At 60.3% G+C, this 13,822-nt stretch carries 10 protein-coding genes; 5 read left to right on the top strand and 5 right to left on the bottom strand.

Translation table 11 applies throughout. From position 1 onward, the window contains the following. Nucleotides 1-245 precede the first annotated feature (245 nt). The 3 genes from ACXAC3_RS16120 (at nucleotide 246) to ACXAC3_RS16110 (ending at nucleotide 4,017) form a co-directional block, all read left to right on the top strand. A complete protein-coding gene (locus ACXAC3_RS16120) occupies nucleotides 246-2,210 on the top strand; it encodes a type I secretion system permease/ATPase (protein WP_475162245.1) in 1,965 nt (654 codons plus the stop codon). Next, a complete protein-coding gene (locus ACXAC3_RS16115) occupies nucleotides 2,207-3,559 on the top strand; it encodes an HlyD family type I secretion periplasmic adaptor subunit (RefSeq protein WP_475162244.1) in 1,353 nt (450 codons plus the stop codon). The genes ACXAC3_RS16120 and ACXAC3_RS16115 overlap by 4 nt, the downstream gene beginning before the upstream one ends. 80 nt (nucleotides 3,560-3,639) lie before the next feature. After that, nucleotides 3,640-4,017 carry a rhodanese-like domain-containing protein gene (locus ACXAC3_RS16110; protein WP_475162242.1) on the top strand — a complete coding sequence of 126 codons (378 nt, stop codon included), beginning with the start codon at nucleotides 3,640-3,642 and terminating at the stop codon, nucleotides 4,015-4,017. Nucleotides 4,018-4,035: 18 nt separating this feature from the next. Here the strand turns inward: ACXAC3_RS16110 and ACXAC3_RS16105 are convergent, their stop codons facing one another. Next, nucleotides 4,036-4,794 (bottom strand): alpha/beta fold hydrolase, encoded by a 759-nt coding sequence (locus ACXAC3_RS16105; protein ID WP_475162239.1) that lies wholly within the window; start codon nucleotides 4,792-4,794, stop codon nucleotides 4,036-4,038. Between the two features lie 91 nt (nucleotides 4,795-4,885). Here ACXAC3_RS16105 and ACXAC3_RS16100 point away from each other — a divergent pair, with 91 nt between their 5' ends. After that, on the top strand, nucleotides 4,886-5,260 hold the full coding sequence (locus ACXAC3_RS16100; RefSeq protein ID WP_475162237.1) for a hypothetical protein: 375 nt from the start codon (nucleotides 4,886-4,888) through the stop codon (nucleotides 5,258-5,260). Between the two features lie 62 nt (nucleotides 5,261-5,322). Here ACXAC3_RS16100 and glyA read toward each other — a convergent pair whose 3' ends face one another. Beyond that, nucleotides 5,323-6,618 (bottom strand): serine hydroxymethyltransferase, encoded by a 1,296-nt coding sequence (gene glyA / locus ACXAC3_RS16095; protein ID WP_475162236.1) that lies wholly within the window; start codon nucleotides 6,616-6,618, stop codon nucleotides 5,323-5,325. Nucleotides 6,619-6,785: 167 nt separating this feature from the next. On the opposite strand from glyA, the gene ACXAC3_RS16090 reads away from it, so the two are divergent. Beyond that, nucleotides 6,786-7,547: an NAD kinase gene (locus ACXAC3_RS16090; RefSeq protein WP_475162235.1), complete on the top strand. Its 762-nt coding sequence runs from the start codon at nucleotides 6,786-6,788 to the stop codon at nucleotides 7,545-7,547. A 239-nt stretch (nucleotides 7,548-7,786) separates the two neighbouring features. On the opposite strand, the gene ACXAC3_RS16085 is transcribed toward ACXAC3_RS16090, so the two are convergent. The 3 genes from ACXAC3_RS16085 to ACXAC3_RS16075 form a co-directional block, all read right to left on the bottom strand. Next, a complete protein-coding gene (locus ACXAC3_RS16085) occupies nucleotides 7,787-9,244 on the bottom strand; it encodes an amidase family protein (protein ID WP_475162234.1) in 1,458 nt (485 codons plus the stop codon). A 93-nt stretch (nucleotides 9,245-9,337) separates the two neighbouring features. Next, entirely contained in the window at nucleotides 9,338-11,227 is a 1,890-nt protein-coding gene (gene prpE, locus ACXAC3_RS16080; protein ID WP_475162231.1) for a propionate-CoA ligase PrpE, read from the bottom strand. 276 nt (nucleotides 11,228-11,503) lie between these two features. Then, the gene (locus ACXAC3_RS16075; RefSeq protein WP_475162229.1) at nucleotides 11,504-13,777 is read right to left on the bottom strand and encodes an NADP-dependent malic enzyme; all 2,274 of its coding nucleotides are present in this window, start codon (nucleotides 13,775-13,777) and stop codon (nucleotides 11,504-11,506) included. Nucleotides 13,778-13,822 lie beyond the last annotated feature (45 nt).

Genomic DNA, 13,822 nt, shown 5'->3' with positions numbered 1-13,822 from the left:
GCCCATTGGATCGTAACGGGGGCGCCGTTTCAGAAACGCCAGAAGTGACCCGTTCTGACAGTAACGCCAATAAGACACCAAAATTGCGTCTGAGCGCGGACCTGCGCATTGGCGAAGCAGAAATTAAAGTTCAGGACGCGGCCGCAGAACAAACAGCGGGCGCCGACAGAACCGTGAAACAAGACAACGCAAATCAGGGAGAGAGTGAGGAATTGAAACTGCACGCCGGATCTCCCCCCCGGCGTATGCAGCCGCAGCCTGCCGAAGACAGTGACCAACAGGGCAGCGGTGCTGGGGTGGCCGATGCCGAGGACCCCGATCCTGAAACCGTCAGTAAAACGAGCGACCGTATACCCCCCGCGTCGCGCTCGAACGGCGGAGAAGGCATGGGCACCACTATCGAGGCCAAGGCGAACCAACCACTGCTGCGAAGCAATTCGGGCGGTGGTGACGGGAAAGGGCCACCCCAAACATTCCACAAGCGAACTCCGCCAGAGGATTTTCAAAAAACACTGCGCACCTCGTTGCGGGCGATCTACCGCAATCTGGCCTTTGTGCTGATACTGACCTGTGCGACGAACATCCTGATCCTGGCCATTCCGATTTATCTGTTCCAGATCAGCGACCGCGTGCTGACCAGCCGGTCGCTTGATACGCTGATCATGTTGACGGCCATTGTTGCCGGGGCGGTGGTGTTCCAGTCGGCATTTGATGCCGTGCGCCGGTTCATGCTGATGCGCACCGCGGTCGAAGTGGCGGCCCGTCTGGGGGCTCCGGTTCTCAGTGCGGCCGCGCATGCCTCGTTGCATGGGACCGGCCGCGAATATCAGACGCTGGGCGATTTGCAGCAGGTGCGGGGCTTTCTGGTTTCCGGTACGCTGATTTCCTTCCTGGATGTGCCATTCGCGCCTCTGTTCATCCTGATGATCTTTCTGGTCCACCCGCAGCTTGGGATGATCGTGATCGTCACGGCCCTGTTGCTGATGCTGATCGCGTTGATTAACCAGCGCATGACAGCCAAGCCTTTTGCCGAGGCAAACAAAGCGCAATCCATGGCAAATCAGCATCTGGATTCGATGGCGCGCAACAGCCAGATCATCAATGCGATGGCCATGATCCCCGAAGCCGTTCGCATTTGGGGGCGGGATACGGCGCAGTCGCTGACATGGCAGGTTCGTGCGCAGGACCGCAACGTGATCTTCGCCGCCATTTCGCGCGGTGTGCGTCTGCTGACACAGATCGCCATTCTTGGTTGGGGCGCGTTCCTGGCGTTGCAGGGCGAGATTACGGGCGGCATGGTGATCGCAGCGTCGATCATCGCAGGTCGCGCCTTTGCCCCGATCGAAGGTTCGATTGAAGGATGGAACAGCTTCCTTCTGACGCGTGGCGCTTATGGCCGGATCAACCAATTGCTCTCCAACTCGGCATTGCAGTTCGAAAAGCTGCGGCTGCCGCGGCCCGAAGGCCGGCTGGATGTCGAGCGTCTGCTGTTTGTCCCCGGCGGCACCAAGCGCGTGGTCCTGAACGGGATCAGCTTTTCGCTGAACCCCGGCGAAACGCTGGCCATCATCGGCAATTCCGGCGCAGGTAAGACCACGCTGGGAAAAACGCTGGTCGGCTCGATACTTCCGACCTCTGGCAGTGTCCGGCTGGACCTGATGGATATCCGCAACTGGGATCCGCGTCAGTTTGGGGAAAGCATCGGCTATCTGCCGCAGGACGTGCAACTGTTCCCGGGTACGATCAAGGACAATATTGGCCGGATGCGGGCAGACGCGACGGACGAGCAAATCCATGATGCCGCCGTTCTGGCCGATGTGCACAACATGATCGCAACTTTGCCGCAGGGCTATGAAACTGTCGTCGCGGCGGATGGTACGCCCTTGTCCGGCGGCCAAAAGCAGCGCATCGCCCTTGCTCGTGCATTTTTCGGCAATCCGCGTATGGTGGTGCTGGACGAGCCGAACTCAAATCTCGACGTCGCCGGTGATCAGGCGCTGGCCCGTGCGATTGCACAGGCCCGGGAAAGCAAGATTACCGTTGTGGTGATTACTCAGAAGCCGACGCTGCTGAACGCTGTCGACAAGATCATGTTGCTGACGGACGGTCGTGTGGCGTTGTTTGGACATCGCGATCAGGTTCTGCAACAACTGAATGCGTCGCGCAGTCAGCAACCCGGAATTCAGAACCAGCAAGGGGGCCCGGCATGAACGACCTCGTACCCGTGAACAATGATCCCAAGGATCCGGCGGTCTGGTATGCCGAGGTTCCGCGTTCGATTAACCGGCTGATTACCATCGGCCTGATCATGCTGGTCGTCTGTTTCGGCGGATTTGGCATCTGGTCGTTCAGCGCGCCGCTGGCTGCGGCGGTGATCGCACAGGGCAGCTTTGTCGCCACCGGTCGCAACAAGATCGTGCAGCACCTTGAAGGCGGTATTATTCAGGACATCAAGGTTATCGAAGGCCAGGCCGTAGAAGCCGGTGAAGTGCTGATGACGCTGGATCAGACCTCGGCCGAGGCGAATGAGCGCGAGCTGTTCATCCGCAAGATCCGCCTGCAAGCCATGTCCGAGCGTCTGAACGCGGAATATGACGAACTTCAGCGGCTGGAGTTTTCGCCCGGTTTGATGGAAGCCTCGGAAGATGTTGAGGTGATGTCGATACTGGACGGTCAGAAAATCAGCTTCGACCTGTCCCGCAAGACCTTGCTGAACGACATCGCCCTGCTGGAGCGGAATATGGAAGCCCTGAAAATCCGGTCCAGCGGGTTCGAAGCGCAACTGGACAGTATGGTGCGACGCGCGGAAATCCTGCAGGAAGAGTATGAAACCAAAGAGTCGCTGTTCAAAAAAGGGCTGGTGCGCAAAGGCGAGTTGAACACGATACGCCGTGTTCAGGCCGAAGCGGAAGGCCAGCAGGCGCGTTTGACGGCCGAAGCGGCTGAGATCAGCCAGATGCTGTTGAAGTACGAAGAACAGATCGAACGCACACGCGCCGCCTATCGTGAGGCCGCGCTGGATGAACTGAGCGTGATCGCCGCCGATCTGGAAAGTGTCCGCGAAAAAGCCCGCCAGGCCCGCAGCGTTCTGGACCGCGCCGTTGTGCGTGCGCCGGTGTCGGGAACGGTCGTGCGGCTGCATTATCATACACCCGGCGGCGTGATCGAAACCGGCGAACCTATCGCCGAGATTCTGCCCGCCGATGCGCCCCTGATTATCGAGGCACAAATTCCGCGGACCGAGATCGACAGCGTCGTCACCGGCCAGGATGCGACCGTGCGACTGGTTGCCTTGAACCAGCGGACGACGCCGGTTCTGAGCGGTCAGGTGTTCTATATCTCGGCCGATGCGCTGGTTGAGGAATCCGGCGGTGCGCCGCAAGAGGTTTATCTTGCCCGGATTTCGCTGGAACCCGACGAAATCAGCCGTGTCAGGGGATTTATTCCGACGCCCGGCATGCCTGCCGAGATCATGATCCAGACCGAGGAACGGACCTTTGCCGCCTATATCGCTAAGCCTGTCACGGACAGTATGTCCCGGGCGTTCCGGGAACAATAGGGCTGCGCGCCTGACGGCCGGTCTACACCTTCCATTTTACGCATGATAGCATCCTGCGAAACTCACCGGGAGAGCAGCGTATGCCATTGACCGTAAAAGACATGATGGAAGCCGCGAATGCGGTTGTGGATCGCATCGACACTGAAAATGCCCAGGAAGTGCTGGGGCAGGGCGGGCTGCTGCTGGATGTTCGTGACGCCAACGAATTGCAGAATACCGGCCGCGCCGCCGGAGCCCACCACATCCCACGCGGAATGTTGGAATTCCGCGCCGACGGATCTCTGCAATCCCACGATCCCGAGCTTCGCAAAGATCGCCCCATCGTTCTTTACTGCGCCGCGGGCGGACGGGCCGCTTTGGCAGGTAAGTTGCTGAAAGATATGGGGTATGAGCGGGTCTACAACGTTGGCGGGTTGACCGATTGGGTGAACGGAGGGGGCGCGATCACTACCCCCTAGTGACCGGACCCGCCCTGATCAGGCGTTCAGGAAAGCACGAACGGCGGCCTCGAATTCACGGGGCTTTTCAGCATGCAGCCAATGGCCGGCACCGGGGATTTTGGCGAACCGCGCGGCGGGAAAAAGGGCACGGATTACGCCGCGATGCTCGGGCAGGACATAGTCGGATGCGCCGCCCGACAGAAACAGAACCGGGCCGTCCCAGGTCGTGTCGAACTGGGGAAAACCCATGATTTTTGGCATCTCTGCTGCCAGAGTGTCCAGATTGAGCAGCCACCGCTGGCCTTTGATATCAAGGGATTGCGTGAAAAAGCTCTGCAGGGCTTTTTCAACACCCTGATCGGCCAGTTGCCTTTCGGCATCCGAACGCCGCTCGACCGTGGTCAGGTCGGTGGCGCGCATTGCTTCGATAAACTGTATCTGACTGTGGGCGTAGGTCACCGGCGCAATGTCAGCGACCACCAGTTTCCGCAACAGATGACCATGCTGCAGCGCCAAAGCCATGGCGGCCTTGCCCCCCATCGAATGTCCGACCAGATCGGCCCGGCCTCCGAAATGCTCGATAACCTCGGCCAGATCATCCGCCAGATCACCATAGTCGTGATGCTCGGTCCATTCGCTATACGCGTGGTTCCGCATATCGACGGCAACGACCTGCCGTTCATCAGACAGACGCCGGGCGATCACCCGCCAGTTGCGGGCCGAGCCATAAAGGCCGTGCGCAATCAGAAGCGGCGGATTGTCGGTGGCATCGCCATGTATGATCGTATTCAGCATTCTCGTGTGATACCTGCCGGGATGCCAAACAACCAGCCCCATTGTCGCCCTTGCGCAGCGCGGCTAAATTGCACGATCAGGAGGTCGCTTGATGCCGCAGGAAACAGATGTTCAGACGCAGATCGCGCAAACGGTGCGGATGTTACGCGCCAAGCTGGGCGTCCGGGACAAAACGCTGACGGCCTCGGTCCGCAAAGCCAAGCGCAGGCTGCCCCGGCGCATCTACAAGCAGGCGATGCTGCTAGCGAATGCCGAACAGATGGCGGCCCACCCCAAGCTGCGGCTGGTGCTGGACACGCCCAAGCTGGAGCAGGCGTCGGAAGAGGTTCAGGCCCATCTGCGCCGCATAAATCTCGCCGATCGGCGATGGGGCTGGTTTCTGGGGCTGCTGGGCGGGCTGGCCTTTAATTTGCTGGCCCTGGCTGTGCTTCTTTTGGTCTTTCTGCGCTGGCAGGGTCTGATCTGATCACCAGCGTAAAAAAGAACGGCACCCATGGGCGCCGTTCAGATCAGTGACAGGTGTTCACCTTACAGGTTCGGGTAAAGCGGGAACCGGGCGCACAGCTCGGCCACTTCGGCCTTTACCTTGGCTTCGACCGCGCCGTTGCCCTCTTCGCCATTCGCAGCAAGCCCATCGACAACCTCGATGATCCAGTCGGCGATCTGACGGAATTCGACCTCACCGAACCCACGCGTTGTGCCCGCGGGCGACCCCAGGCGGATACCGCTGGTGATGGTCGGCTTTTCCGGATCAAACGGAACGCCGTTCTTGTTGCAGGTGATATGCGCGCGGCCCAGAGCCTTTTCAGTCGCGTTGCCTTTGACGCCCTTGGGGCGCAGGTCGACCAGAACGACGTGGGTGTCGGTGCCGTGGGTGACCGTGTCCAGACCGCCCTTGATCAGCTGGTCCGACAGCGCCTGTGAATTGACGACAACCTGCTTGATATAGTCCTTGAACGCCGGTTGCAGTGCCTCGCCAAAGGCCACGGCCTTGGCCGCGATTACATGCATCAGCGGGCCGCCCTGAATGCCGGGGAAGATGGCCGAGTTCACTTTCTTGGCGATCTCTTCATCATTGGTCAGGATCATGCCACCGCGCGGACCGCGCAGGGTCTTGTGCGTGGTCGTCGTCGCCACATGCGCATGCGGGAACGGGCTGGGGTGTTCGCCTGCTGCCACCAGCCCTGCGAAATGCGCCATGTCCACATGCAGATAGGCGCCGACCATATCGGCGATCTGGCGCATGCGGGCAAAGTCGATCACGCGCGGGATGGCCGAGCCACCAGCGATGATCAGCTTGGGCTGGTGTTCTTTCGCCAGCGCCTCGACCTGATCATAATCCAGCATGTTGTCTTCCTTGCGGACGCCGTACTGCACCGCGTGGAACCATTTGCCCGACTGGTTCGGGCGGGCACCGTGGGTCAGGTGACCGCCGGCGTCCAGGCTCATGCCTAGAATGGTGTCGCCGGGTTTGATCAGCGCCTGGAACACACCCTGGTTCGCCTGGCTGCCCGAATTCGGCTGAACATTGGCGAACTCACAACCAAAGAGCTGCTTGGCGCGGTCGATGGCCAGGTTTTCCGCGATATCGACGAATTGACAGCCGCCATAATACCGACGCCCGGGATAACCCTCGGCGTATTTGTTGGTCATGACAGAGCCCTGCGCCTCCATCACGGCGGCGCTGACGATGTTTTCCGAAGCGATCAGTTCGATTTCGTCACGCTGGCGACCCAGTTCGGATGTGATCGAGCCGAACAGCTCGGGGTCACGATCCGCGAGGGACTGAGTGAAAAAACCGGTATCACGAAGATTGGCGTTCATGGGGGCTCCGCATAGCTGGGGATTATCTCGCGGATTTCCTATCGGAAACGGTACATGCACAAAAGCTGTAAAGCGACGATTTGGCCCGCTGTGGCGTCAAGTCTGGCCTATCGGGGAAAGGTATGCTTGTTTCGGAACCAAATGTGCAACACCGGAAACCGGAAAAGATGATCCAGAGAATCGCCTTTCTCGCCAGCGATGTCCAAGTGGCCCAAACGGCGCGGGATAAGCTGATCGCCCGTTACGGCAACGCGGCGCCACGGGACGCAGATGTGGTAGTTGCGCTGGGCGGTGACGGTTTCATGTTGCACACACTTCACAACATGCAGCATCTCGACACGCCCGTTTACGGGATGAACCGCGGCACGATCGGCTTCCTGATGAATGAGTTTCATGAGACGGATCTGATGGAGCGCCTGGACTCGGCCGAGGAAGAGCTCATCAATCCGCTGGCGATGAAGGCCATGGATCAGGCCGGCAAACTGCATGAGGCGCTGGCGATCAATGAGGTTTCGTTGCTGCGCGCGGGTCCGCAGGCGGCACGGCTGAAGATCAGTGTCGATGGGCGCGTGCGGATGGACGAACTGGTCTGTGACGGCGCGCTATTGTCAACGCCTGCAGGATCGACGGCCTACAATTATTCTGCGCACGGGCCGATTCTGCCCATCGGGTCGGACGTGCTGGCGCTGACAGCGATTGCCGCCTTTCGCCCGCGCCGGTGGCGGGGGGCATTGCTGCCCAAGATCGCCAAAGTGCGTTTCGACGTGCTGGACGCCGACAAACGCCCGGTCATGGCGGACGCCGATTCCGTTTCCTTTGCGGATATCGACTGGGTCGAGATTCGGTCGGAACCGTCCATACAGCACCGCATTCTCTTCGATCCGGGCCACGGATTGGAAGAGCGGTTGATCTCTGAACAATTCACCTGACGTCTCAATGGCAAACTTTTTTCGGCTTATGTGATCCAGTTCACAGGAGAATGATTTATCCTTTGTTAATCTGAACTTGCCCGGAGAACACGCCAAGGTGGGAGTGAGTGGCCACCAGACGGCGTTGTCGAATGATTGCGCAGTTTTCGCGCTGGCGAGGGTAGGTGGTGCTACGCTCGTTATCAGATTTCCGGGTATATTTTAGCACGCAGGCCCCGGGCACAATAACCCGGGGTCTATTACTTTTGGGGACTGGTTTTGTTGGCTGCTTCCATTTTTTGCCACAGCGGCAGGCACATCTGACCTACGCGCGCTTCGATCGCTTCGGCAGCGTCGACAGCCAAATCCTCGCGCCAGCGCCGGGCAGCAATCTGCACGTTGATCGGTTGTGGGCCGTTGGGTAGATCGGCCAGTCGCGCGGGGACGCAGGCAGCAGGCAGGCCAAGGAAATTCATCGCATAGGAATACACCGCGCAGCCCAGAACCTCATGCACACCTTCCGCACCCTCGGTATCGCGGTCGGGCCCGAAGAATGGCTGCGGCAGGAAGGGTGACAGGACCAGCGGGTAGTCCTCCATGAACAGCGACCATTCCCGCGCGTAGTGGCTGCGTTTGGCCAGCATCCGGACCAGATCGGTTCCCACGATTGGAGGGAATTCCTGAAAATAGACGTCAAAAATGTCGCGAATGGTTTGAGACCCGGCAGCCTCGATATCGCTTTTCATCAGGGTCAGAACCTCACCCATAAGGGTGCGGTAACCGGTCCGCCCGCAGTCGAACACATCGGGCGGCGTGATTTCCACGACCTGATAGCCCGCGTCGATCAATGCGTCGCGGGCTGTGTCCAGCGCTTTTTCGACCTCGGGATGCAGGGCATAGCCAAAGGTTTCCTTCGTATAGGCAACCCTGATTGGGCCGCTCACAGGTTCACCGCGCCAGGGCATAGGCACGTGAAACGGGTCGCGCGGGTCAGCGGCGATCAGGCTCGGCATGGACAGGTGCAGATCGGCCGCCGAACGTGTGATCAGCCCCTGCACCGACATGGATTGCGCCAGCAGCCCGCGCTCGGCCTGCTGGCTGGGGTTCCACGCGGGAACGCGGCCGAGGCCCGGCTTGACGGTGACCGCGCCGTTCGCGGCGGCCGGAAACCGAAGGCTGCCGCCAATGTCGTTGCCATGGGCCAGCGCCCCGATCCCGGCCATGACAGCCGCGCCTGCGCCGCCCGACGACCCGCCGGGCGAGATATGCCGACCCCAAGGATTATGCGTGCGCCCGTGCAGTGGGTTGTCCGTGTCTGCGCGAAAGGAAAACTCGGGCGTGTTCGTCCGTCCGATCACCACAGCCCCGGCATTTTGAAGGTTGCGCACGATGGGGGCGTCGTCGGGCGCGATCACGTCCTTTAACGCCACAACCCCGTTGGATGTCGCGTGACCCTTCTGATCGACATTGATCTTGATGGTCACCGGCACCCCGTGCAGCGGGCCGGCCGGCGCGCACTGCATCCGGGCCTTGTCCAGATCACGCGCCCGATCCAGCGCTTCGGCGCTCAGATCCTCGACCACGGCATTCAGGTCCGGGTTGACCTGATGCATCCGCGCGACGGCATCTTTCACAACGTCTTCGGTGCTTAGCTCTCCGCTGCGGGTCAGGGCGGTCAGGTCTGTGGCGCTCAGACGCCAGATGTCGGTTTGTGTCATGGGGCCTCACTGTCTGGGTCAGACAGTAGGGACCCTGTTTCCGGTTGCAAGAGAAAGGCGAGGCCGGGCGGACGTTGTCCGCCCGAACCGGGGTCACTGAGCGTAGCCGATGGATTTCAGCGCAACGGTGATTTCATCCAGTATGACCGGATCGTCGATGGTTGCGGGCATCTTGAACTCTTTGCTGTCGGCAATCGAAACCATTGTCCCGCGCAGGATCTTACCGGATCGGGTCTTGGGCAGACGATCCACCACGACGGCCTGCTTGAAAGCCGCTACGGGGCCGATCTTTTCGCGCACCAGCTTCACCACGTCCTGCACGACCTCACCATGGTCGCGCGCGCAGCCGGCGTTCAGACACAGGAATCCAACAGGCATTTGCCCTTTCAACTGATCCGTCACACCGATCACCGCGCATTCCGCGACGTCGGGGTGGGCGGCCAGGACCTCTTCCATGCCGCCGGTAGACAGGCGGTGGCCCGCGACATTGATCACGTCGTCGGTGCGCGCCATGATGTAAAGGTAACCGTCCTCATCAATCATGCCCGCATCGCCGGTTTCGTAATAGCCGGGGAACTGGTTGAGATATGAGCTTTTGAACCGATCCTCCGCGTTCCAAAGGGTCGGAAGTGTACCCGGCGGCAGCGGCAGTTTGACCGCAATCGCACCCAGTTCGCCGGGTTTCATCGGGTGACCGCCTTCGTCCAGGATCTGTACGTCATAGCCCGGCATCGGCTTGGCAGGCGATCCCAGCTTGACCGGCAATTCCTCGATTCCCAGCGGGTTGCCCGCGATGGTCCAGCCGGTTTCGGTCTGCCACCAATGGTCGATCACGGGAACCTTAAGCGCATCCTGCGCCCAGACGATCGTGTCGGGGTCGGCGCGCTCACCGGCCAAAAACAGGGCCCGCAGGCTGGACAGGTCGTATTTCGCCAGCATTTCCCCCTTGGGGTCTTCGCGTTTGACCGCACGGATCGCGGTCGGGGCGGTGAAGAAGCTTTTGACCTTGTGCTCAGAAATCACCCGCCAGAACGTGCCCGCATCGGGGGTGCCGACCGGTTTGCCTTCGAACACGATGGTGGTGTTGCCGTGGATCAGCGGAGCATAACAGATATAGGAGTGTCCGACGACCCAGCCCACGTCCGAAGCCGCCCAGAACACGTCGCCGGGATCGACGTCATAGATGTTCTTCATCGTCCAGTTCAACGCCACCAGATGGCCCGCTGTCGGACGCACGACGCCTTTGGGCGCGCCGGTTGTGCCGGATGTGTAAAGAATATAGGCCGGGTCGTTGCCGTCGACCGGGACGCATTCCGCCGGTTCGACCCCGTATTGAAACCCGTGCCAGTTGACATCGCGACCTTCGACAAGCTGCGCTACTTCCTGCTCACGCTGGAAGATCACACAGAACTCGGGCTTGTGGCTGGCCATGTCGATGGCGCCGTCCAGCAGCGGTTTGTAATGCACCACGCGGCCCGGCTCCATCCCGCAGGAGGCGGCGATGATCGCCTTGGGTTTCGCGTCGTCGATCCGGACGGCCAGTTCGTTGCTGGCAAAACCGCCAAACACCACCGAATGCACCGCGCCCAGCCGGGCGCAGGCCAGCATCGCCTCAAGCGCTTCGGGGATCATCGGCATGTAGGTGATGACTCGGTCGCCCTTTTCGATGCCTTTGGCACGCAGCGCCCCGGCCAGATTGGCCACGCGGTTGCGCAGTTCGACATAAGAGATCTCGCGCTTGGTGTGGGTGATCGGGCTGTCATAGATGATGGCGGTCTGCTCACCCCGGCCGTTTTCGACATGCCGGTCCACCGCGTTCCAGCAGGTGTTCACCTTGGCATCACAGAACCATTCATAGAGCGGGGCGTTATCGTCAAACAGCGCTTTGGTCGGGGGTTGGACCCAATCAATGCCTTTTGCGGCTTCCATCCAGAATGCCTCCGGATCGGATTTCCAGCTCTCGTAAACGTCCTGATAAGCCACGCTGACCTCCTCCAAGAATTCCTCGTGCCGTGTGTAAGGCGGTCAGGGGGCGGCGCACAAGCAAGGGAAATGACGGGGCGTCACTTTATCGCAAAATCTTTGCAGAATTCGGTAGATTGACCTGCAAATTTTTGCAAACCCGTTTCCCAGGGCGGCGTTGAGTAAAACAATTATCGGGTTTTGCAAATCTGCAAATTCCCGGGTGCAAAGAATCACCTATCAAGATCCCGCGGTCAGGTGCCAGTCCGAGCACCTGACGCACCGTGTTCACGGGCATTACCCGTAATGGGCCACCGGGGTGCCGGCAATGGCGGCCATGTTCAGCAATCCGCGTGCCGTGATTGAAGGCGTCACGATATGCGCCTTGTTGCCCATTCCCATCAGGATCGGTCCGACTTCCAGCCCGTCAGCTTTCATCTTCAGGATGTTGCGCACGCCGCTGGCCGCATCGGCATGGGCGAAGATCAGAACGTTGGCTGCCCCCTCAAGCCGCGAGTTGGGGAAAATCCGCGACCGCAGTTCCGGGTCAAGCGCCAGATCAAGGTTCATTTCCCCTTCATATGTGAAGGCTCTCGGCTCGGAATCGAGGATATCCAGCGCGGCCCGCAGCCGTTTTCCGGACCCTTCGGTCTGATTGCCGAACTGCGACTGCGAGCAGAAGGCGATCTTGGGTTCGATCCCGAACCGCCTGACGTGACGTGCCGCCCCCAATGTCGACTCGGCCAGTTCCTCGGGTGTCGGCAACTGCCGGACATGAGTGTCGGCAATGAACAATGGCCCGTCCTCAAGGATCATCAGAGACAGCGCGCCATGGGGCCGCAGATCACCGTCATCAAGAACCTGTTCGACGTAATTGAGGTGCCAGCGATATTCGCCGAACGTGCCGCAAATCATGCTGTCAGCCTCGCCGCGATGCACCATGATGGCTGCAATCGCGGTGTTGTTGGTGCGCATGATCGCTTTGGCCAGATCGGGCGTCACGCCGCGGCGCTGCATGATCTCGTGATACGAGTTCCAATAGTCGTAGTACCGCGGGTCGTCCTGCGGGTTGACCATTTGGAAATCGTGCCCGGGACGGACGGTCAGCCCCAACCTCTCACAGCGGGCATTGATCACTTCGGGGCGCCCGATCAGGATGGGCGTTTCCGTGGTTTCCTCCAATATGGCCTGCGCGGCCCGCAGCACCCTTTCGTCTTCACCTTCGGCAAACACGATCCGACGGGACGCGGCAGCGGCGGCCTCGAACACCGGCCGCATCAGCAGCGCGGATTTGAACACGGACTGGTTCAGCCGTTCCTTATAGGCTTCGATGTCCTCGATCGGGCGTTTGGCGACGCCGCTGTCCATGGCGGCCTTTGCGACCGACGAGGACACAACACCCACCAGACGCGGGTCAAAGGGTTTCGGGATTAGGTAATCAGGCCCGAAGGTCAGTTGTTCACCTTTATAGGCCGCAGCGGCTTCGGCGCTGGTGGTGGCGCGGGCCATCTCGGCAATTCCGTCCACGCAGGCGATCTGCATCTCGTCATTGATCTCGGTCGCGCCCACATCCAACGCGCCCCGGAAAATGAAGGGAAAGCACAGGACGTTGTTGACCTGATTGGGGAAATCACTGCGCCCCGTCGCGATGATCGCGTCCGGCGCGACTTCGCGCGCGGCTTGCGGCAGGATTTCCGGCGTCGGATTGGCCAGCGCAAAGATAATCGGGCGCTTGGCCATTTTCTCGACCATTTCAGGCTTGAGAACATTGGGGCCGCTGAGGCCAAGGAACAGGTCGGCATCGCCGATCACGTCATCCAGTGTGCGCAGGTCAGACTTCTGCGCGAACTGGTCCTTGTGAGGGTTCATGTCTTCGGCGCGCCCCTCGTAGACCAGACCGTGAATGTCGCACAGCCAGATGTTTTCGCGTTTGACCCCCAGCTTGACCAGCATCATCAGGCAGGCAATGCCAGCCGCGCCGCCGCCGGTCGAGACGACCTTGATATCCTCGAAATTCTTGCCTGCCACATGCAGCGCGTTCTTGGCGGCCGCGCCGACCACGATGGCGGTGCCGTGCTGATCGTCGTGAAAGACCGGGATATTCATTCGCTCGCGGCACAGTTTTTCAACGACGAAACAGTCGGGCGCCTTGATGTCTTCTAGGTTGATCGCCCCAAAGGTGGGTTCAAGCGCGCAGACAATGTCGGCCAGCTTTTCGGGGTCGGGCTGATCGACCTCGATGTCGAAACAGTCGATCCCGGCGAATTTCTTGAACAGGACCGCCTTGCCCTCCATCACCGGTTTCGACGCCAGCGCGCCGATATTGCCAAGGCCCAGAACTGCCGTTCCGTTCGAGACGACGGCCACAAGATTGCCGCGCGCGGTATAGCGTTCGGCGTTCGCGGCGTCGGCTTTGATTTCCAGGCTGGCTTCGGCAACGCCCGGAGAATAGGCGCGGGCCAGATCGCGGCCGTTGGCCATCGGCTTTGTCGCCTTGATCTCAAGCTTTCCGGGCTTTGGATGGGCATGATAGTCAAGCGCGGCCTGCCGCAGGCTGGGTGTTTCAGACATCGGCAATTCAACTCCCTTCCGAAATTTGATTGAGGGGTAAACCAT

The sequence above is a fragment of the Ruegeria sp. ABV4_181 genome, from assembly GCF_056158465.1.
Note: the sequence above shows the minus strand (reverse complement) of the source record. Positions and strands in the feature narration are given on the sequence as shown.

Bases quoted from the DNA above. Each gene is read 5' to 3' on its own strand.
- ACXAC3_RS16120 (WP_475162245.1), top strand. From the start codon at position 246: ATGCAGCCGCAGCCTGCCGAAGACAGTGACCAACAGGGCAGCGGTGCT.
- ACXAC3_RS16090 (WP_475162235.1), top strand. From the start codon at position 6,786: ATGATCCAGAGAATCGCCTTTCTCGCCAGCGATGTCCAAGTGGCCCAA.
- ACXAC3_RS16105 (WP_475162239.1), bottom strand. From the start codon at position 4,794: ATGCTGAATACGATCATACATGGCGATGCCACCGACAATCCGCCGCTT.
- ACXAC3_RS16115 (WP_475162244.1), top strand. From the start codon at position 2,207: ATGAACGACCTCGTACCCGTGAACAATGATCCCAAGGATCCGGCGGTC.
- ACXAC3_RS16085 (WP_475162234.1), bottom strand. From the start codon at position 9,244: ATGACACAAACCGACATCTGGCGTCTGAGCGCCACAGACCTGACCGCC.
- ACXAC3_RS16110 (WP_475162242.1), top strand. From the start codon at position 3,640: ATGCCATTGACCGTAAAAGACATGATGGAAGCCGCGAATGCGGTTGTG.
- ACXAC3_RS16100 (WP_475162237.1), top strand. From the start codon at position 4,886: ATGCCGCAGGAAACAGATGTTCAGACGCAGATCGCGCAAACGGTGCGG.
- ACXAC3_RS16075 (WP_475162229.1), bottom strand. From the start codon at position 13,777: ATGTCTGAAACACCCAGCCTGCGGCAGGCCGCGCTTGACTATCATGCC.
- glyA (WP_475162236.1), bottom strand. From the start codon at position 6,618: ATGAACGCCAATCTTCGTGATACCGGTTTTTTCACTCAGTCCCTCGCG.